Source organism: Sorangium sp. So ce367 (assembly GCF_051520455.1).
GTDB lineage: Bacteria > Myxococcota_A > Polyangia > Polyangiales > Polyangiaceae > Sorangium > Sorangium cellulosum_B.
This window is the reverse complement of the sequence record NZ_CP150334.1, coordinates 11552720-11573061: the sequence shown is the minus strand read 5'-3', so window position 1 is coordinate 11573061 and position 20342 is coordinate 11552720. Positions and strand designations below refer to the sequence as shown.

12 protein-coding genes are annotated in these 20342 nt (G+C 71.3%); 6 read left to right on the top strand and 6 right to left on the bottom strand.

Annotated features, from left to right (window positions below):
- Positions 1 to 9: 9 nt before the first annotated feature.
- Complete coding sequence (locus WME97_RS43920) at positions 10 to 3009, bottom strand: carboxypeptidase regulatory-like domain-containing protein (protein ID WP_437546893.1); 3000 nt, start codon at positions 3007 to 3009, stop codon at positions 10 to 12.
- Positions 3010 to 3097: 88 nt separating this feature from the next.
- Complete coding sequence (locus WME97_RS43915) at positions 3098 to 4360, bottom strand: LeuA family protein (protein ID WP_437546891.1); 1263 nt, start codon at positions 4358 to 4360, stop codon at positions 3098 to 3100.
- A gap of 158 nt (positions 4361 to 4518) precedes the next feature.
- Here WME97_RS43915 and WME97_RS43910 point away from each other — a divergent pair, with 158 nt between their 5' ends.
- The 6 genes from WME97_RS43910 to WME97_RS43885 all read left to right on the top strand — a co-directional run bounded on the left by WME97_RS43910 (position 4519) and on the right by WME97_RS43885 (position 12077).
- On the top strand, positions 4519 to 6813 hold the full coding sequence (locus WME97_RS43910; RefSeq protein ID WP_437546889.1) for a heme lyase CcmF/NrfE family subunit: 2295 nt from the start codon (positions 4519 to 4521) through the stop codon (positions 6811 to 6813).
- Positions 6810 to 7382, top strand: a complete 573-nt coding sequence (locus tag WME97_RS43905) for a cytochrome c-type biogenesis protein (protein WP_437546887.1) — start codon at positions 6810 to 6812, stop codon at positions 7380 to 7382. The genes WME97_RS43910 and WME97_RS43905 overlap by 4 nt, the downstream gene beginning before the upstream one ends.
- Positions 7383 to 7432: 50 nt before the next feature.
- Entirely contained in the window at positions 7433 to 8128 is a 696-nt protein-coding gene (locus WME97_RS43900) for a hypothetical protein (protein ID WP_437546885.1), read from the top strand.
- The gene (locus WME97_RS43895) at positions 8125 to 9705 is read left to right on the top strand and encodes a carboxypeptidase-like regulatory domain-containing protein (RefSeq protein WP_437546883.1); all 1581 of its coding nucleotides are present in this window, start codon (positions 8125 to 8127) and stop codon (positions 9703 to 9705) included. Before WME97_RS43900 ends, WME97_RS43895 begins: the two co-directional genes overlap by 4 nt.
- A 30-nt stretch (positions 9706 to 9735) precedes the next feature.
- Positions 9736 to 10608, top strand: a complete 873-nt coding sequence (locus tag WME97_RS43890; protein WP_437546881.1) for a formylglycine-generating enzyme family protein — start codon at positions 9736 to 9738, stop codon at positions 10606 to 10608.
- 227 nt (positions 10609 to 10835) lie between these two features.
- Entirely contained in the window at positions 10836 to 12077 is a 1242-nt protein-coding gene (locus WME97_RS43885; RefSeq protein WP_437546879.1) for a CinA family nicotinamide mononucleotide deamidase-related protein, read from the top strand.
- A gap of 63 nt (positions 12078 to 12140) precedes the next feature.
- On the opposite strand, the gene clpB is transcribed toward WME97_RS43885, so the two are convergent.
- From clpB to dnaN, 4 genes are all read right to left on the bottom strand, one after another.
- Positions 12141 to 14750: an ATP-dependent chaperone ClpB gene (clpB, locus tag WME97_RS43880; protein WP_437546877.1), complete on the bottom strand. Its 2610-nt coding sequence runs from the start codon at positions 14748 to 14750 to the stop codon at positions 12141 to 12143.
- 298 nt (positions 14751 to 15048) lie between these two features.
- Positions 15049 to 17547 carry a DNA topoisomerase (ATP-hydrolyzing) subunit B gene (gyrB, locus tag WME97_RS43875; RefSeq protein ID WP_437546875.1) on the bottom strand — a complete coding sequence of 833 codons (2499 nt, stop codon included), beginning with the start codon at positions 17545 to 17547 and terminating at the stop codon, positions 15049 to 15051.
- Positions 17548 to 17983: 436 nt separating this feature from the next.
- Entirely contained in the window at positions 17984 to 19135 is a 1152-nt protein-coding gene (gene recF, locus WME97_RS43870) for a DNA replication/repair protein RecF (protein ID WP_437546873.1), read from the bottom strand.
- On the bottom strand, positions 19132 to 20262 hold the full coding sequence (dnaN, locus tag WME97_RS43865) for a DNA polymerase III subunit beta (RefSeq protein WP_012240773.1): 1131 nt from the start codon (positions 20260 to 20262) through the stop codon (positions 19132 to 19134). Before dnaN ends, recF begins: the two co-directional genes overlap by 4 nt.
- Between the last annotated feature and the right edge of the window lie 80 nt (positions 20263 to 20342).

Sequence of the window (20342 nt, the reverse complement as noted above, 5' to 3'; positions counted from 1 at the left end):
GCTCGGCGGCTATCGCCGCACCCGCTCCCTCCGCACCCGCGTGAGCCACCGCGCCTCGCCGCGATCGCCGTCCCGCGCGAGCAGCACCACGACATCCTCCGAGAGCGGCCCGGTGAGGCGCCGCCGCGCTTCCTCGATGGAGCGCACCTCGACGCCGTTCACGGACAGGAGCCGATCGCCGGGCTCGATGCCGGCCTCCTCGGCCTCGCTCGCGGGGGGCACCGACACAACGGTCACGGTCTTTCGCTCCTCGCCGAGCGTCACCGCCAGGCTCCCTGCGCCCTTCGGGTCTTGCCGCGCGCCGTCTCCTGGCAGCGCGATCCTCACGCGCTCGGTCGTCCTGCCGGCCCGGACCTGCACCGGCTGCGACTCGGCGCGCCCGAGATCCGCGCTGTACGCCTCGAGGATCGCCGTGCCCTCGGGCAGCCCGCCGAGCTGGAACCGCCCGTCGCGGTCGGTGGTCACCACGCCCGGCGGCAGCGGGCCGAGCGGCAGGTACGTCGGCACGCGGTCGCGCGCGACGCGGGCCCCCGCCACCGCGTCCCCGCGCTGATCGACGACCTGGCCGGCGACCTCTCCCGCCTCGGACAGGTCGATGCGCCCGAGGTCCGTCGGGCGATCGGGATCACCGGCGATCGTCACCCGCAGCGTCGCCGGCGCGTACCCGTCGCGGCTCACCGTCACGCGGAACTGGCCCGGCGCGAGGTCGGCGAGCGTGAAGGCCCCCTCCGCGTCGCTCGTGGCGCGGCGCGGCCCGGTCCTCGAGAACAGCGTGATCCGCGCGCCCTCGAGCCGCTCCCGCCCGCCGCGCCCGGTCACGGTGCCGGTCGCCTTGAGGGCGGCGCCCATCTCGAGCCGCAGCTCCTTCGGCGCGGCGTCGACCTGCTCGACGCGCGGGGACTTGCCGGAGCGCACGAGGCTTACCCGGAGCGGCAGGCCGGCGGCGTCGGGCAGCAGCGCGTCGCCGTCGTCGTCCGTGAACAGCGTCTTGCGGAGCGGGACGGCCACGTCGAGCGACAGCACGCGCACCTCCACGCGATCGAGCGGGTAGCCGCGATCGTCGGCGACGTGGATGGCCACCGCCTCGCGCACCTTCGGGAGGACGACCTCGATCTCCTTGCGATCGCGCTCCGGCACCTCGACGACGAGCCGCGCCACGACGTCGCCTGGCGACTCGGCCCGGGAGACCGAGACGAGCACCTCGTCGGGGACCGCGGCGAAGGCGAACGTGCCGTCGTCCGCGGAGTACGTCACCCGCTCGAGCGAGCCGGCGGTCGCGGCCAGCTCCACGCGCGCGCCGGCGACCGGCTTGCGGTCCTCCTCGAGGACGCGGCCCTCGAGCAGGCCGCCCTGGCGCATCACCACGCGCACGCGGGCCTCGCCGCCCGGCTGCAGGGTCACGATCTCGCTGGGCGTCTCGACGTACTCCGGGTGCCGGACGATGGCGTGGACGCGCCCTGGGGTGACGGGCTCGGCCCGGAACGTGCCGTCGGCGCGCGTGACCCACGGCTCGCCCGACCGCACCGAGGCGGCCGGCAGGACGGCGTCGCCACGCGGCAGGTCCGGGATGGGGCCCGGCATGACCCCGAGCTCGCCCGCGGGGATCAGCGGCGCCGGGCCGGGCAGGACGCGCTCGAAGTGCTCGTCCCTGAACTCGGACATCGCGGTGGTCTCGTCGATGGGCATCCCCTCGGCGTCGGCGCCCACGACCTCGATCGTCGCGCCCGGGACCGGGTAGCCGCGGTCGTCGACGACCTCACCCACGAGCGCGCCGCCGCGGAGCAGGGGGATGCGCACCTCGGTGGCGCCCGCGTCGACCTGCACGGCGTTCCTCGGCACGAAGCCGGCCGCCAGGGCCGAGGCGCTCGCGTACCCCGGCGCGATGGGCCCGAGCGTCACGGACCCGTCGTCGCCCGTGCGGCCGTGCAGCGGGAACGCCGACAGCCCCTGCTCGACGAGCACGACGTTCGCGCCCTTCACGGCCGGCGCGTCCTCGCCGTCGCCGTCGGTCACGAGGAGCCGCACGTGGCGGCCGGGCCCGAGGACGAGCTTCACCTCCTTGCCCTCGCCGCGCCTCACGGGCACGGCCAGCGCGGTGGCGCTCACGGCGGCGCCGCGCCGGGCCTTGAGGTCGTACACCCCGTCGCGGAGCCCGGCGATCCGCGCGACGCCCGTCGCGTCGGCGGTCGTGCTGCGCGCTGGCCACAGCCCGGTGCCGGCGGCGAGCACGGTCGCGCCGCCGGCCGGCTGCCCCTCCGCGTCCACCACGCGGACCGTCAGGGCGCCGAGCCGATCCATCCGGAGCCTGAGCGGCGCCGGCCCGGGCACGATGCCCGTCCGCACGGTGTCCTCGAAGCCGAGCGCCGACGCGCGGACGACGTAGGGCGCCGCCCCGAGCCGATCGAACCGCGCGCGGCCGCCTTCGGCGGTGGTCGCCACGAAGGGGAGGGGATCGGCGGTCGCGACCGTCACCTCGGCGCCGTCGATCGGGCGCTCGGCCTCGTCGACGACCAGCACGTCCAGCACCTTCGCGGGCCGCAGCACGAGGTCGACGGCGCGGGGGCCTGGCTCGAGCGCGACGCGGGTCGAGGCGCGAGCCCGCTCCGCGCCGTACGCCATGATCCAGGCCTCCCCGGACGGCAGCCCGGCGAAGCGAGCCTCGCCCGAGGGATCGGTCTTCAGCTCGCCCGCGAAGTAGGCGCGGTCCTCGCGCATGGCGAAGACGCGCACGGTGGCGTCCTTCAGCGGGCGCCCCTGCTCGTCGCGCACGGTGGCGGTGAGCTCTGCCGAGCGCCCTTCCACCCACGCGGGCACCGGCGGCGCCGGGATCGGCGCCCGCGGCAGGTACCGCGGCCCCAGATCGCGCAGCGTGGTCGCGGCGAAGAAGCAGACCAGCGCGGCGATCGCGGCCAGGACGGTATCGAGCCGTGACCGGCGATCGGCCCGGTCGGCTTCCGCTGCGGGTTGCTTGTCCTGTTCCGCTGCGGGTTGCTTGTCCTGCTCGGCCACGGCCTGGATTTCTACTCCGGATCCGCGAAAACGCCGAACGTCCCGCCGCCGTTCCCGGATCCCGCGGCGCCGCGCCGGCGTCCCGAGATCAGGCCTGGCGGCCGCGGTGCAGCTCGATCACGGCCTGGATCTCCCCCTCGGACAGGATGTGATCCGTCGCCTTGGCCTTCGCCAGGATGGCGTCGACGAGCTCCTTCGAGGGCTCGATCTTCCGCTGCCGGAGCCAGTAGTTCACGTTGGAGGCCCCGGACATGTAGCCCACGCAGATCTCCTGCTTTCGCCCGAACATGCCGGCGGGCACGCCGGAGTAGATCCGGTCCGCCATCCAGGAGTCGCCCTTCGACTCGGCCTTGATGATGGCCGCCGCGTGCACGCCGGTCGCCGTGCGGAAGGCGTCCCGTCCGACCAGGGGATAATTGATGGGCACCTCCCAGCCGACCGCCTGCGCGGCCGTCGTGCAGTACTCGAGGAGGTGGGTGAGGTCCTGGTGCTCGAGGAGGCCGAGGAGCTTCATGTTGAGCAGGATGAGCTCCATCGCGGCGTTGCCGACCCGCTCGCCGATCCCGAGGGCGGTGCCGTGCACCCGATCCGCGCCGAACTGGAGCGCCCAGATCGCGTTCTCGAGCGCGAGGCCGCGATCGTTGTGGCCGTGCCAGTCGATGCCGACCGACGCCCCGGCCCCCGCGACGATGGCCCGCGTGAAGTTGATGAGGTTGCGAACCCCGTCCGGCGTCGCGTGCCCGACGGTATCGCACAGGCATAGCCGGGACGCGCCGTGATCGATGGCGACCTTGAAGAGCGTCGCCAGCACCTCGGGGCGCGAGCGCGTCGTGTCCTCCGTGACGTAGGCGACCGGGAGCCCGGCCTTCACGCCCGCGTCGATCGCCGCGGCGCTGCGCTGCGCGATGAGGTCGACGTCCCACGCCTCCGCGAGCTGGCGGATCGGGCTCGATCCGATGAAGGCGTAGATCTCCACAGGGATCCCTGCGCGCTGGGAGATCTCGATCATCGGCGTGATGTCCGAGACGACCGTGCGGCCTGCGCAGGCGATGCGGAGCGGCAGGTTGTTGTCGGCCACCTCCCTGCACATCCGGAGCACGTCCTCGAACGCCCGCTGCGAGCTGCCGGGCAGGCCGACGTCGGCGATCTGGATACCGATCCTGGCCATCAGGTGGAGCAGCTTGAGCTTGCTCTCGATGTTCGGATCGGCGACCGAGGGGTTCTGCAGGCCGTCGCGCAGGGTCTCGTCGAAGAAGCCGATGTTCTCCGGGATGACCCGCCCGACGCGCCCGACCTCGTTCCAGTCGTAGATCAGCTCGGTCGGGCGGTTACCGGAGGCAGCGATCGCCATGCACTATTATAGTGCGCCTCGCTCGACGCCGGGCCTGAAGCGAAGCTTTTGCGGGGCGCTCGACATGACGCACGGCGCAGGTGAAGGCGGGTGATCGGTCGCGCGCTGCGGTGCGCTGGCCCTGCGCGCCCGGCAAGCCTAAGCTTGCGCCCACGACGATGTGGCAATCCCTACCTGAGTTCGGGACCGGCGTCCTTTACGCCATTCTGGTCACCGCGGCGTATACCTTCGCCGTCGGTCTCGCGTCGGCGCGCGGGCGGCCGCGGCTGCTCCAGGCCGCGCGGCTCGGCGCGTACGGCACGATCGCGCTGGTCGGCCTCGCGGTGCTCGTGCTGGCGTACGCCTTCGTCAGCCACGATTTCCGGATCGCCTACGTCGCGCAGTACAGCGACCGGTCCATGAGCACGCCGTACCTCATCGCCGCGCTCTGGGGCGGGCAGGACGGCTCGCTGCTCTGGTGGATGTTCCTGACCGCGCTCTTCTCGGGCACCTGCGTCGTCTGGCTGCAGCGCCGGTATCTGGAGCTCCAGCCCTACGTCATCGCGACGCTGATGAGCGTCCTGATCTTCTTCGCGGCGCTGATGATCTTCGCGGTGAACCCGTTCCGGACGAGCGTGGCGGGCGCCCCGCTCGACGGCAACGGGCTGAACTACCAGCTGCGCAACTTCTACATGATCATCCACCCGCCGAGCCTCTACATCGGCTTCACGAGCGCGGCGGTCCCGTTCGCGTTCGCGATCGCCGCGCTCGCCACGGGCCGGCTCGACAGCGAGTGGATCGTGGCGACGCGCAAGTGGATGCTCTTCTCCTGGCTGTTCCTCTCCATCGGCAACGTGCTCGGCATGCTGTGGGCTTACGAGGAGCTCGGCTGGGGCGGCCCGTGGGCCTGGGATCCGGTCGAGAACGCCGCGTTCCTCCCGTGGCTCACCGCGAGCGCCTACGTCCACTCGACGATGATCCAGGAGCGCCGCGGCATGCTGAAGGTGTGGAACATCTCGCTCATCTGCGGGACGTTCTTCCTCACCATCTTCGGCACCTGGCTCACGCGGTCCGGCCTCATCGCGAGCGTCCACTCGTTCGCCCAGTCCGGCATCGGCATCTGGTTCGTCGGCTTCATGGCCGTGATCCTGGCCACGTGCACCGCGCTGATCGTCTACCGCCTGCCGCGGCTGCGCAGCGACGGGCAGTTCGAGTCGATGCTGTCGCGCGAGGCCGCGTTCCTCTTCAACAACTGGGGCTTCTTCAGCATCATGATCTTCATCGCGGTCGCGACGGTGTGGCCGCGCATCAGCGAGTGGCTGCTCGACCAGAAGTCGACGCTCGGGCCGACGTTCTACAACATGTGGCTGCCCCCGATCGCGCTCGTGGTCTTCCTGCTCATGGGCGTCGCGCCGCTGCTCGGGTGGCGGAAGACGTCGCCGGAGCTCTTCCGGAAGAGCTTCCGCTGGCCTGTGCTGGCCACGGTCGTCACGGTGGCGCTCCACCTGACGCTCGGGAAGAGGGTGGGCTTCGCCCCGTTCGTCGCCGTGGACCCGATCTACCCCGGCCAGTTCGGCGACGCGCTCGCGAAGCTCGCGTCGACCTACCCGTTCTTCACGGTGGCCATCGCCGCGTTCAACATCGCCGTGGTCGCGCAGGAGTTCGCCCGCGGCATCGCGGCGCGGCAGAAGCGCGGGAAAGAGCCGCTCTTCACCTCCTTCTACAACCTCGTCGCCAGGTCGCGGCGCCGCTACGGCGGCTACATCGTGCACGTCGGCATCGCGGTGATGTTCCTCGGGTTCGCCGGCCGCGCGTGGGGCGTCGACAAGGAGATCAGCCTCCACCCGGGCGAGTCCGTGCAGATCGAGGAGTACCGCCTCACCTACGCCGGCCCGCGCATGGAGGTCGACAGCGAGAAGCGGATGGTCTTCGCCGACCTCGACGTCGAGCGCCACGGCGCGCCGATCGGCCGGATCAGCCCCGCGAAGTTCATCTACAAGGCGTCCCCGGAGGCGCCGTCGACCGAGGTCGCGCGGCACATCACCGTCAAGAACGACCTCTACGTGATCATCGGGATGGCGAACCCCCAGACGAAGGTCGCTTCGTTCCAGATCCACGTGAACAACCTGATCTCGTTCATGTGGTTCGGCGCGGGCATCCTCATCCTGGGGGCCCTCGTCGCGATGTGGCCTGACATCGCGCTCGAGGAGGCCGGCGCGTTCGGTTATGTGCGGGCGGCGGGGTCCGTCACCGCGTCGGTCGTGTTCGCCTTCCTGCTCGCCGGCGGCCCGTCGCAGGCCTACGGGCGCCCCGTCCAGGAGGGGCTCGGGCGACCTGTCTTGGTCGCGCCCGGCGCGGCGGACGGCGACGTCCGCGCCCCGGGCTCCGGCGCGTCGCTTGATCCCGGGCGGTCGCCCGCGAAAGGTGCCATCCTCCCGACCGCTGCCGAACCGAGGCAGCCGGCGTTCGAATGAGCCGCACACGAAGACTCATCCAAGGCATCACCCTCCTCGTCGCGGGCGCCCTCGCCCTCGTCGTCCTGGTTCGCTCGCCGGAGTTCGCCCACGGGCAGCAGCTCGGCGAGGGGATGCAGCGCTCGGGCGTCGTCGGCATCGCGAACGACATCGAGCGCAAGCTCTTCTGGAGCCTGATCTGCACGTGCGGCTGCCCGCGCGAGACCCTCGGGACGTGCACGTGCGGCACCGCGCACGAGCGCCGCGACCAGCTCCGCGCGGCGCTCGCGTCGGGGCTGTCGATCGAGGCCATCCAGGCCGCCTACGCCGAGCGCTACGGGGCGGAGGCGCTGGCCGTGCCGCCCAACAAGGGGAGCCAGCGGCTGCTCTACCTCCTCCCGCTCGGCGCCATCGTGGTCGGCGCGGGCATCGTCGTCGCGACGCTGCGCCGATGGAAGCGGCGCAGCGACGAGGCGGGCGCCGCCGGCCAGCAGCGATCCGCGAAGGGCGTTGTCCCCGGCGCCCGTGACGATTACGACGACAAGCTCGACGAGGAGCTCAAGAGCCTGGACCGCGAAGACCGCGAATGAGCGCCGAACAGCCCGCCAAAAGCGCCACCTCGGCCACGGCCGACGAGACCGTGACCCGGGGTACTGACTCGCCGCTGGAGCGGCAGATCGTGCACTACGCCCGCTTCGGGGCGCCGCTCGCGGCGCTCGTCGGCGCCGGCGTCGCGGGGCTCGTCGCCGGGCCGCCCGCGGCGATCCTCGTGCTCGCGGGCGGCGCGCTCGTCGCCGTCATCGCCATCTTCTGGGCGAGCCTCCGCGTGCTGATCGGGGAGACGCCGCTGAGCGGCGCCGACGCGTACGCGATCGGCGCGCCGCGCGCCGAAGAGGAGCAGAAGCAGGCCGTCCTGCGCGCGCTCAAGGACCTCGAGTTCGAGCGGAGCGTCGGGAAGATCAGCGATGAGGACTACGCCGAGCTCGTCGCGAAGTACCGCGCCGAGGCGAAGCGGCTCCTCCGCCTGCTGGACGCCGACGCGCAGCCGCGGCGCGAGCAGGTCGCGGCGCTCGTGGAGAGGCACCTCCGGCGCGCCGGGCTCCAGGACGACGGCGCGCCCAGGGAGCCGGATGAGGCCGCGGCGACGGCGGAGCCCGCGGCGACGCAGGGCGTGGCGTGCGGGGAGTGCGGCACGCTGAACGACGAAGACGCGGTGTTTTGCAAGAAGTGCGGGACGAAGCGCGCGCTCGGCGCGCCTCAGGACGACCCGGCTGCGACGGACGACGCCGCGGCCACCGTCGACGAGGATGAGAACGACCGCAGGAGGGCCTCGTGATGCGCTGGACCGGGTGTACCGCGCTCGCCGCGATCGCCTCGCTGAGCATCACCGCCGCGCAGGCGGTGCAGGCGCAGCCGGCGGCGTCGGCGCAGCCCACGGCGGACAAGGCCGCGCCGGCGCAATCCGCAGCGGCGAAGCCGGGTGAGAAGCCGGCGGCGGCGCCGGGCGGCGCCGCGCCTGCCGGCGCCGGCGGTCCTGCTGCGACCTCGACGGCCGTAGCGGCGGACGCGGGCGCGCCCGACGCCGCGAGCGAGCTCCCGCCGGGGCATCCCGAGGTGGGGCAGGCGCTGCCTTCGGGTCATCCGCCGGTGGGGAAGCCTCCCGCGGCAAATGCGGCCTCCCGGCGCGCCTCGGAGCAGCTGACGGGCATGTTCGAGGCGCCCGATGACACCGTCCAGGAAGACACAGGGCTCCCGCCCGGCGTCCTCGTGCTCACCGTGCAGGACGCGGATGGGAACCCCGTCCCTCGCATCTCCGTCGACGTCGACATCTTGCAGAGCTCGGTGACGAAGGGCGACTCGCGCGAGCGCATCAGCCGAGAGACGGACGACGCGGGCACCGTCCGGCTCGAGAACCTCGCGATCGCCGGCGGCACGAGCTACGGCATCTCGGTCACGCGCGAGGGCGGAACGTTCTCGATCCCGCATTTCGGGCTCAGCGCCGAGGCCGGAAAGCGGGCTGTGCTCCACATCTACGACGCCACGCCGAACGTGAGCGGCCTGATGGTCGGGACGCAGGGCATCGTCTACCTCCAGCTCCGGCAAGACTCGATCTCGGTGGAGCAGCTGTTCCAGGTCTTCAACCTCGGCCGCGTCGCCTGGCTGCCCAACGAGACGTTCGCGCTCCCGCGCGACTACAAGGCCTTCAACAAGACCGAAGGCATGGGCGAGGAGATGCGCTTCGACGAGGTCAAGGGCACCGGCGTGGCGCTGCGCGGCACCGTGAGCCCCGGCCGGCACGAAGGGCAGTTCCGCTGGCAGGTCCCGCTCCATAACGAAGAGCGCCAGACGATCCGCATCGAGCTGCCGCCGCGCATCGCCCAGATGCGGGTGATGGCCGAGGCGTCGAAGTCGATGACGCTGAACGTCGCCGGCTTCCCCGCGGCCCAGCGCACCCAGAACCGGGACGGGAAGAAGATCCTGATCACCGAGATGCAGGGCACCCGCATGGAGGGCGGGATGAAGGTCATCGAGATCACGCTCGGCGGTCTGCCGACGCCGGGCGTGGGCCGGTGGATCGCGCTGGTGCTGGCCGGCGCGACCGTGATCGGCGGGGCCGCGCTGAACCTGGTCCGGCGGCGCGACCAGGACCGCGGGCCCGACGACGAGGAGCGGCGGGAGCTGATCGAGGCGCGGAACGCGCTCCTCGACGAGTTCGTCGAGCTCGAGCGCGCGCGGAAGCGGGGTGACGTCGGCCCGAAGACGTACGATCGCGTCCGTGCGGCGCTCCTCGACGCGCTCGCGCGCATCGTGGCCATGATCGAGGCCAGGCCGGCGCGCGGGAAGGCCGCTGACGCGCGCGGGAAGGCCGCCGGCGCGCTCAAGGCCGACGCCGCCGGATCGCCGCGCTCCTGAGGGGTGGGGGCAGCACCGGACGTCGGGCGGATGCCGGGGTGGAAGGCCGGTCTCGCCGCGGGCGCGGCCCTCCTGATCGGCGCCATCGTCGCGCTCGCGCTCCATCGCGCGGAGCCGCCGGCGCGCTGCGCGCCGGGGATGGTCGCGCTCGGCCCGCGGTGTTGCGGCGAAGGCCAGCGCCTCGATGACACCGGCCGCTGCGCAGGCGCGCCGGGGCGATGCGGCGCCGGCCTCACGGTGACCGCCGCTGGCTGCGTCGCGCCGGGCGCGGCCGTCCGCATCGCCTCCGGGACGCTGCGCCTCGGGCCGAGCGACTGGGAGGCGCAGGGCATCGTCGAGCCGCGCGCGGTGTTCGTCCCGGCGTTCTCGCTCGACGCGTTCGAGATCACCGAGCAGCGCTACGCCGCTTGCGTCGACGCCGGCGCGTGCGCCCCGCTCCCGCTGCGCGGCGAGCCCGGGGTCCCCGTCACGCGCGTCACCCTGGCCGAGTCGGCTCGGTATTGCGCCTTCGCGGGTGGGGCGCTCCCTTCGCGGGATCAGCTCGCCTTTGCTGCGGCGGGCGACTCGGGCCGGCGGTACCCGTGGGGCGACACCGGCGCGGTCTGCCGGCGCGCCGCCTTTGGCCTGCGAGCGGGCCCGTGCGGCTGGGGCGCGACGGGCCCCGAGCTCGCCGGCTCGCGCCCCGACGGCGCCGCCGTGCACGCGGGCGGGCGGGTGTTCGATCTGGCCGGCAATGTTGCCGAGTGGGCGGCCCCTGATCCGCTCGAGGGCGAGTTCTCGGGAACTCACGGCGGATCATGGACGGATGGGGCCGCGGCGGCGCTCCGCACCTGGAATCGTCGCCTTGTCCCGGTATCCATCCGAGCGTCGGATCTCGGCTTCCGGTGTGTCTATCCACCGTAGCGCTCGCAGGCGCGCCCCGCTCGGCGGCGGGCGGGTGGGGGAGGGGACGGGGTAGGGGGACAAACGGGGTAGGGGGACAAACGGGGTAGGGGGGCAAACGGGGTGGGGGACAAATGGCGTAGGGGGACAAATGGCGTAGGACGACAAAACCACCTCGTTTTCCGACCGCAAAACAATCCGGAAACGCGCTCCGGCGGCGCCGGATGGAGTTAGAGTCCCAAGTCCCAATGACTGTCGCGCTTCTCTCGATCGGGACCGAGCTCACCCGGGGCGAGATCATCAACACCAACGAGGCCTGGCTCGCTGCCGAGCTCACCGCAGCGGGCTTCACGGTCAGCGAATCCAGCACCGTCGACGATGACATCGATCGCATCGTCGCCGCGGTCCGCCAGCTCGCGAGCGCGCACCGGCTGGTGATCGCCACCGGCGGCCTCGGCCCCACGACCGACGACCTCACCGCGAAGGCCGCGGCCCGTGCGATGGGCACCGACCTCGTGCGTGACGAGAGCACGCTGCTCGCCATTCGCCGGCGCGTCGAGAGCCGGGGCAAGACGATGAACGCGGGCCACGAGAAGCAGGCCGAGGTCCCCGCCGGGTCGGAGATCCTCCCGAACTCCTCCGGCAGCGCGCCCGGCTTCGGCATCCACCTGGGCGAGTCCACCGTGTTCTTCCTCCCGGGTGTGCCGCGGGAGATGAAGGGCATGTTCGCCGAGCAGGTGCTGCCGCGCGTGCGGCCGGCCGCGCCGAACAACACCTTTCAGGTCCGCCTCCGCACCTACGGCCTTCCCGAGTCCACGCTGGGCGAGCTCCTGAAGGGCGTGGAGGAGGCCCACCCCGGCATCACGCTCGGCTACCGGGTGCACTACCCGGAGGTCGACGTGAAGGTCCACGCCCGCGCCGCCACGCAGTCGATGGCGCACGAGCTGGCCTTGAAGGCGACGGCCGACGTCCGTGAGCGGCTCGGCACCGCCGTGTACGGGGAGGGGGGCGACGCCTTTCCGGAGATGGTCGGGCGTTCCGTGCGCGCCCGTGGCTGGAGGCTCGCCGTGTCGGAGTCGTGCACCGGCGGCCTGATCTCTCACCTGCTCACCAGTTATCCGGCGAGCGACTACCTGGTTGGCGCCGCGGTCACCTACGCGAACAGCGCCAAGACGCGGCTGCTCGGCGTCGCGGAGGACACCCTGCGCGGCCACGGCGCGGTGTCGGCCGAGGTCGCCGCCGAGATGGCGCAGGGCGTCCGCCGCCTCTGCGAGGTCGACGTCGCCATCTCCGTGACGGGCATCGCCGGCCCGACGGGCGGCACGGCGACCAAGCCGGTGGGCCTCTGCTACTGGGCTGTGTCGCACCCCGGCGGCCTCGTCGTGCGCGACCGGGTGTTCTCGGGGGATCGCGAGGAGGTCCAGCTTGGCGCCGCCTACGCCGTCCTGGACCTCCTCCGCCGCATCGCCGGCAATCTCCCTGAGCGCTGACGCAGGCCGAGCGCTGACGCAGGCCGCAGGTTCAGCGCTGACGCGGGCGCGGGCTGGCGAGCGTCAGTTCGGGGCTGCGCGCGTGAAGGTGAGCCCTCCGGCCCCGCGGTCGATCCGCACCGTGTCTCCCTGCTTGAACTCGCCGCCGAGGATCCGCTTCGCGAGCTCGTCCTCGATGCTTCGCTGGATGGCGCGCTTCAGCGGCCTTGCGCCGTACTGCGGATCCCACCCCTGCTCGATGAGGTAGCCCTTCGCCTCGGACGAGATGGTGAAGAGCAGCCCGCGTCGATCCAGGCGCTTTCGCAGCAGGTCGAGCTGGATATCGACGATCTGCTCCATCTGCTCGCGCGCCAGCCGCCGGAACACGATGAGATCGTCGAGGCGATTCAAGAACTCCGGGCGGAAGTGCTTCCGCACCTCCTCGATGACGGCCCTCCTCACGAGCTCGGCCTTCTCGTCCGCCGGCAGGTTCGCTCGCTCCTCGATCGCCGCGGCCGCCGGCGTCCCGAGGTTCGATGTCAGGATGATGATCGTGTTCTTGAAATCGACCGTGTGCCCCTGGCCGTCCGTCAGGCGGCCGTCGTCCAGCACCTGGAGGAGCGTGTTCCAGATGTCCGGGTGGGCCTTCTCGATCTCGTCGAACAGCACCACGCTGTAGGGCCGCCGGCGCACCGGCTCCGTGAGCTGGCCTCCCTCCTCGTAGCCGACGTACCCGGGCGGCGCGCCGATCAGGCGGGCCACCGCGTGGCGCTCCCCGTACTCGCTCATATCGAGCCGCACCATGGCCCGCTCGTCGTCGAAGAGGATCTCGGCGAGCGCGCGCGCGAGCTCGGTCTTGCCGACGCCGGTCGGCCCGAGGAACAGGAACGATCCGATCGGCCGGCGCTCGTCGCCGAGCCCGGCCCTCGAGCGCCGGATGGCGTTCGACACCGCGCGAAGCGCGTCCTCCTGCCCGACGACGCGCCGGCGCAGCTCTTCCTCGAGGCGCAGCAGCTTCTGCATCTCGCTCTCGAGCATCTTGGAGACGGGGATCCCGGTCCATTTCGAGACGACCGCGGCGATGTCCTCGTCGGTGACCTCCTCCTTCAGGTAGCTCTGCTTCGACTGCACCTGGGAGAGGGTGGCGCGGATCGACTCGAGCTTCTTCTCGATCTCCGGGATCTTGCCGTAATGGATCTCCGCGGCGCGCCCGAGGTCTCCGGCGCGCTTCAGCCGCTCCTCCTCGAGCCGGAGCTCCTCGATCTGCGGCTTGAGCCGGCGCAGCTCGGAGATGAGCTCCTTCTCGCGCATCCACTGCGCCCGCATCGCGTCGCGCTGCCCCTGGAGGTCGGCGATCTCGCGCCGCACCTCGTCGAGGCGGACCTTGCTCGTCTTGTCGCTCTCGCGCTTGAGCGCCTGTTCTTCCATCTGCAGCTTGAGCAGATCGCGCTCGACCTGATCGATCGGCGTGGGCAGGCTGTCGATCTCCATACGGATCTTCGACGCCGCCTCGTCGACCAGATCGATCGCCTTGTCGGGCAAGAAGCGCTCGGTGATGTACCGGTTCGACAGGACGGCGGCCCCGACGAGCGCCGCGTCCTGGATGCGGATCCCGTGGTGGACCTCGTACTTCTCCTTGAGGCCTCGCAGGATGGCGATCGTGTCCTCGACGCTGGGCTGCGTGACGAGCACCTGCTGGAACCGCCGCTCCAGCGCCGCGTCCTTCTCGATCCGCTTGCGGTACTCGTCGAGGGTGGTCGCGCCGATGCACCGGAGCTCGCCGCGCGCGAGCGCCGGCTTCAGCATGTTGGCCGCGTCCATGGCGCCCTCGGCCGCGCCGGCGCCCACCAGCGTGTGGAGCTCGTCGATGAACAGGATGATGCGGCCGTTCGAGCCCTCGATCTCCTTGAGCACGGCCTTCAGCCGGTCCTCGAACTCCCCTCGGAACTTCGAGCCTGCGACCATGGCCGCGAGATCGAGCGCCGCGATGGTCTTGTCCTTGAGCGACTCCGGCACATCGCCCGCGACGATGCGCTGCGCGATGCCCTCGACGATCGCCGTCTTGCCGACGCCGGGCTCGCCGATGAGCACCGGATTGTTCTTGGTGCGCCGCGAGAGCACCTGGATGACGCGCCGGATCTCCTCGTCTCGGCCGATCACCGGATCGATCTTGCCCTGTCGAGCGAGCTTCGTGAGATCCCGTGTGTACTTCTCGAGCGCCTGGAACTTCCCCTCGGGGTCCCGGTCCGTCACGCGCTGATTGCCGCGCACGGCCGCGAGCGACGAGAGGAGCTTGTCGTACGAGAGCCCCGCTCGTTCGAAGATCGATTGGATCTCCTTGTCGGCCTTGATGCCGGCGAGCAGGACGTGCTCTGTCGAGATGTACTCGTCCTTGAGCGCCTTCGCCTCGTCTTCGGCCTTCTGCAGGACCGTGAGCGCGCGCCTCGACAGGTTCGGCTCGGCGCCGCCGCTGACGCGAGGGTAGGTGTCGATCTTCGCGTCGAGGAGGCGCAGCACGCCTGCCGGATCGGCGCCTGCCTTCTGCACCAGGGGCGCGCCGACGCCGCCGTCCTGGCTGACGATCGCCCGCACAAGGTGCTCGGGATAGAGCTCGGGGTTTCCCCGACGGCTGCCGAAATCGACAGCGTCTCGTATGGCCTCTTGGGCCTTCGTCGTCATTCGCTCGATTTTCATGGCCCCTCGAAGCTAAGGCGGGTGCCCCGCCTAGCAAGGGGACAGCCAGGCAAGCGGCTTGCCAAAAATGCTGACAGGCGCTGAAGGGCGTTTGAAGGAACGCCGAAGAGGCGCTGAAGGGATACCGAGCGAACAGGGCAGGTGAGCGATGCAGCGGCAGCGCCCTGTCAACCCCCGACCGTGCGCAACGAGCGGGGGGCTCGACGCACCGCACGCCCGGGCGCGGAGCCGGGGCGCCGCGCCCCCGGGCGCAGGAACCGCGCCGGGCGCGCAGGAGCCGCGCCCCGGCGACGCAGGCTCAGATATCGAGGTTCTTCACGTTGAGCGCGTTCTGCTCGATGAAGTTGCGCCGCGGCTCGACCTGATCCCCCATCAGGATCGTGAAGAGCTCGTCCGTCTTCACCGCATCGTCGATGCGGACCTGGAGGAGAGTCCGAGCGTCCGGGTTCATCGTCGTCTCCCAGAGCTCGTCGGCGTTCATCTCGCCGAGGCCCTTGTAACGGCTGATCGCGATGCCCTTCTTGCCGCGCTCCTCGATGTACTCGACGAGCGACTCTCCGTTCTCGAGGGTCTCCTCGCCGCTCGACGTGCGCGCCCGGTACGGGGGCGCGCCGATGGACCGGAGGTCCTGCTCGATCGACCAGGCTTCCTGGTACTCCGGCGAGTTCACAAGATCCCAGTCGATGACGCTCTTTCGCGCGCTCGCGCCCGGGCGCGGCACGACCTCGATCCGGCTCGTCCCGTGCTCCGTGTCCCGGGGCGTCGACAGCGTGAGCGGGAACAGGTCCGGATAGCGCTGCTTCAGGTAGGCGCGGAGCTCGTCGGCGGCCGCGGCGATCTTCTTGGTCTCGCGCAGGTCGTCGCGCCCGAGCCCGCTGGACCGCAGCAGCGCCGCCACGATCCGCGCGTCACAGCGCTTGTCGATGTTGGAGAGCACGGCGCGGAACCGCTTCAGCCGCTGCGCCAGCCGGTAGAGCGGCTGGCCCGCGATGCCCGTCTGGGCGCCGCTGGCGACGATCTCGAGCCCGTCCACGGCGTTGCCCACGAGGAACTCGTCCAGGGCGCCCTGGTCCTTCAGGTACAGGTCCCGCTTGCCCTTGCGCACGCGGTAGAGCGGGGGCTGCGCGATGAACAGGTACCCCTTCTCCATGATCTCCGGCATCTGCCGGAAGAAGAAGGTCAGCAGCAGCGTGCGGATGTGGGAGCCGTCGACGTCGGCGTCCGTCATCAGGATGATCTTCTGGTAGCGGAGCTTGTCGATCTCGAAGCCGCCGGCGTCGTTGATCCCGCAGCCGAGGGCGGTGATCAGCGTGCCGACCTCGGCGGAGCTCAGCATGCGGTCGAGCCGCGCGCGCTCGACGTTCAGGATCTTCCCCTTCAGCGGGAGGATCGCCTGGAAGTGCCGGTCGCGCCCCATCTTGGCGCTGCCGCCGGCGCTCTCGCCCTCGACGATGTAGATCTCGCTCTTCTCCGGGTCCTTGGACTGGCAGTCGGCGAGCTTGCCCGAGAGCGAGGTCACGTCGAGCGAGCCCTTGCGGATCACCTCGCGCGCCTTGCGGGCCGCCTCGCGCGCTTTCGCCGCGACGACCGCCTTCTCGATGATCTTCTTCGCGCTCTGGGGGTTCTCTTCGAAGTACTGCCCGAGCTTGTCGCTGACGGCGGCCTCGACGATGCCCTTCACCTCGCTCGACACGAGCTTGGATTTCGTCTGCGAGTCGAACGACGGGTCCGGGTGCTTGATGCTGAGCACGCACGTCAGGCCCTCACGCGCGTCCTCGCCCTGCAGCCCCTGCTTCAGCTCCTTGAAGAGGTTGTGCGCGCTCCCGTAGTTGTTGATCGTCTTCGTGAGCGCGGCGCGGAGCCCGGTGAGGTGGGTGCCGCCATCCTTGTTGTGGACGTTGTTCGTGTAACAGAAGATGGCTTCCGTATACGAGCCATTCCACTGCAGCGCGACCTCCACGCCGACCGGCGGAGCCGCGGAGCTGCCACGGCCGTTCGCGCCGTCGCCTGCAGCGCCGACCTCATGCTGCGACAGGAAGCTGATCACGTCGTCGTGAATCGGCTCCTTGGTCTTGTTGAGCAGCGACACGAACTCGGAGATGCCCCCCTTGTACTCGTAGATCTCCGCTCTCCCGTCGGGGCGCTGGTCGTGGAGGTGGATGATGAGCCCGGCGTTCAGGAACGCGAGCTCGCGCAGGCGGCTCGCGAGGATGTCGAAGCTGAACTCGACCGTGCTGAAGACGACAGGATCGGGCTTGAAGGTGAGCTTCGTCCCCGTCTTGTCCGTCACGCCGATCCCCTTGAGCGGCGCCTTCGGCACGCCCCGGGCGTACTCCTGAAACCAGAGCTTTCCTTCGCGCTTGATCTCGAGCTTCAGCCACTCGGAGACGGCGTTCACGGCGCTCACGCCGACGCCGTGCAAGCCCGCAGAGACCTTGTAGCTGGAGTTGTCGAACTTGCCGCCGGCGTGGAGGACGGTCATGACGACCTCTGCCGCGCTCATGCCCTTGGCGTGCATTCCGACCGGGATCCCGCGGCCATTGTCCTCGATCGACACCGAGCCGTCGAAGTGGACGGTGACCCTGATCTCCGTGCAGGCGCCGGCGAGGTGCTCGTCGACCGCGTTGTCGACGGCCTCCCAGACCAGGTGGTGGAGCCCCGATCCGTCGTGCACATCGCCGATGTACATGCCGGGTCGCTTTCGCACCGCTTCAAGGCCTTCGAGCGCCGTGATGCTGTGGGCGTCATACGACGCCTTGGTGAGGTCGGTCGGCTGGCTCAGGGTGGGTTCCGTCATCTCGGTCCTGGTGGCGCGCCCGCCGCCTCTCACCGGGGGCGCAGAGCGGCGGAGGCCGCTCGGATTGCCGGAGTTCTTGCAGTGGAGGGGCCGGCTCGATGGCAGCTCGTCTGGTGACGACCCGGGCGCCGCGGCCGCGGCGCCGGATCGATTCCGGGGTCACGAGCGTTCATGTGCGGACCGCCCGTCGATGCCCCGTAAAGACTGCGGAAATGTAGCCGAAATCAGGGGCTCGGGCAAGCGTTTCGCCGGGTCCGGAAGGCTCGTAACACCGTATTTTCGGTGCCCGTCGCGGGCGCGTCCGGAGCATCCCAACTCGCGCGCTCCGGGGCCGGGATCAACGCGTTTGACGGCGGTCGCGGCGCGGTCGGCGGACGTTCGTCCATCGCGCGCGGCGCGCCGCGGCGTCCGGCAGCCGGCGCGCCCGCGACGAACGTCAGCCGACCGCGCCGCCTTCGACGTGGAAATCGCGCCGCTCCGAGGAAGGTACGCCCGGCGTGACGATGAGATCGCGCCGCGTGGTCGTCAGGAATACCTGTCCGCGCGCCATTCCGAGGAACATGAACAGCGCCGCCGTCCGGTCGGGATCGAGCTCGCTCGACACGTCGTCGAGCAGGAGGATCGGTTCTACGCCCCGGACGGAAGCAATGGCAGCGGTCTCTGCTGCTTTGAGCGCGAGCGTGAGGGCCCTGTGCTGGCCCTGGGAGGCGACAACGCGGGCGGGGTGGCCGTCGAGCTCGAGCAGCAGGTCGTCTCGGTGGGGGCCGTAGCCCGCGCTCGGCCGGTGCGCGTCGCGGCGGCGCTGCTCGCGCAGCGCCTCGCGCGCCTGTTCGGCGTCGCCGCTGCCGCCCGGCGCGTACCGCGCGGCCAGCGTCAGGTCGGGCGCGGCGATGCGGGCGAAGGCGTGCGTGAGCTCCGGCGCCAGCGCCTGGACGGCGGCCTCGCGGGCGCGGGTCAGCGCCGCGCCATGGAGGGCGCAGAGCGCCTCGAACGCGTCGAGCTCGGCGCTCGCCTGGGCCTGCGCGCCCCCGCCCCGGTGGAGCAGCTCGTGGCGCGCGCGGAGCGCCTGCGCGTAGCGGGCCCGGTGGTCGGCGCTCTGCGGGTCCATGAAGAGCGCCAGGCGATCGAGCAGCGTGCGCCGCGCGCTCGCGGGCCCGGTGGACAGCGCGAGCTCCTCCGCGTGGAAGGCGACGACCGGCGATCGCGTCGCGAAGCTCGCCAGGCTCGGGGGCCGGTTGCCGTCGATGCGCACGACGCACCGCTTGTGCTCCACGGCGGCCGTCTGCTCGCGCGCGAGCGGCTGCAGCGCGTCCCGGCGCTCCACGAAGCGCGCCCGCGCGCTCGCGATGGGGGCGCCGTGGCGGACCAGCTCGGCGAGCCGGTGGGTGCGGAAGCTCCTCGAGGTCGCGGCGAAGTAGATCGCCTCGAGCAGGCTCGTCTTGCCCTGCCCGTTGTTGCCGGCGATCACGTTGATGCGCGGCGCGGGCTCGACATCGACGCGGCCGAGGTTCCGGAACTCGCGGATGTGGAGCCGCTCGAGCAGGAGGCTCGGGGAGCGCCCCTCGGGCTCGTCGGAGGGCGCGCTCAAATCCGCATCGGCATGATGACGGCGACGTAGCTCTGCTGGTTCGACTCGCTGCCGGGCCGGATCACGGCGGGGTCGAGCTCGCCGGAGATGCCGAGGATGACCTCCTCGTCGTCGATCGAGGCGAGCACGTCGAGGAAGTACTTCGCGTTGAAGCCGATGGTGACCTCGGGTCCGCTGTAGTCGACGGCCACCTCGTCGAAGCCGGCGCCGGTGTCGGGGCTCTCGCTGGTGATCCGGAGCGTCCCCGGCGCGATCGACAGCTTGACGCCGCCGGTGCGGTCGTTGGCGGCGAGCGCGATGGCGCGGAGGGCCTCGGCGAACGCGACGCGGGGGGCGCGGACCGAGCGCTCGGTGACCGACGGGATGACCTGCTGGTAGGGCGGGAACTGCGCGTCGACGAGCTTCACCGAGAACTGCATCCCGGCGATGTTGAAGAAGGCGTTCGGCCCGCTCTGGGTGATGGCGACCATCGGGGTCTCCTTCTCGGCGCGCGCCTCCTCGGCGAGGCGGCGGAGCTCCGTGATCGCCTTGAGCGGGATGAGCATGGTGGCCGTCGCGGAGCTGCCCGACACGGTCGCCTCCATCTTGGAGAGGCGATGGCCGTCGGTGGTCACCATCCTGACGCGATCGCCGGCCCACTCGAACAGGGCGCTGTTCACGTGCGCGCGGGTCTCGTCGGTGGAGATCGAGAAGTGGGTCCGGGTGATCAGGAGCGCGAGCTGCTCGACGGGGAGCTCCAGCGAGGGCGCGTCCACCGCCGGGGCGGGCAGCTGCGGGAACTCCGAGCCGGGGAGCCCGGGGAGCGTGTAGCGCCGGGGCGATCCCACGGCCTTGAGCGACGTGTGCGCGCCCTCGGTGGTGGTGATCTGGATCGGGCCATCGGGCATGGCCTTCACGCGCTCCAGCAGGTCCCTGGCCGGCACGGCGACGGTGCCGCCGGTCTTGATGTCCGCGTGGGTCTGGCCGGTGACGCCGAGGTACAGGTCGGTCGCGGCGACGCGGACCGCGTTGCCCTCGGCGGCGAGCAGGACGTTGGCGAGCGCGGGCATCGCGCTCTTTTTGTCCGCCACGCCTTGGCAGCGCGCGACGAGGCGAAGCAGATCTTTCTTGGGGATCACAAGGTCCATAGCCGACTCCGGAGCCGCTCCCTTTAGCAGGGTTATCGCCCGGGGGTGCGCTGGAAATGAGCGCTCGCGTGACCTTGCGC

What these genes read in the sequence shown, in the direction of transcription:
- WME97_RS43915 (WP_437546891.1), bottom strand. Translation starts at nt 4,360, where the DNA reads ATGGCGATCGCTGCCTCCGGTAACCGCCCGACCGAGCTGATCTACGAC.
- WME97_RS43910 (WP_437546889.1), top strand. Translation starts at nt 4,519, where the DNA reads ATGTGGCAATCCCTACCTGAGTTCGGGACCGGCGTCCTTTACGCCATT.
- WME97_RS43905 (WP_437546887.1), top strand. Translation starts at nt 6,810, where the DNA reads ATGAGCCGCACACGAAGACTCATCCAAGGCATCACCCTCCTCGTCGCG.
- WME97_RS43890 (WP_437546881.1), top strand. Translation starts at nt 9,736, where the DNA reads ATGCCGGGGTGGAAGGCCGGTCTCGCCGCGGGCGCGGCCCTCCTGATC.
- WME97_RS43885 (WP_437546879.1), top strand. Translation starts at nt 10,836, where the DNA reads ATGACTGTCGCGCTTCTCTCGATCGGGACCGAGCTCACCCGGGGCGAG.
- clpB (WP_437546877.1), bottom strand. Translation starts at nt 14,750, where the DNA reads ATGAAAATCGAGCGAATGACGACGAAGGCCCAAGAGGCCATACGAGAC.
- gyrB (WP_437546875.1), bottom strand. Translation starts at nt 17,547, where the DNA reads ATGACGGAACCCACCCTGAGCCAGCCGACCGACCTCACCAAGGCGTCG.
- dnaN (WP_012240773.1), bottom strand. Translation starts at nt 20,262, where the DNA reads ATGGACCTTGTGATCCCCAAGAAAGATCTGCTTCGCCTCGTCGCGCGC.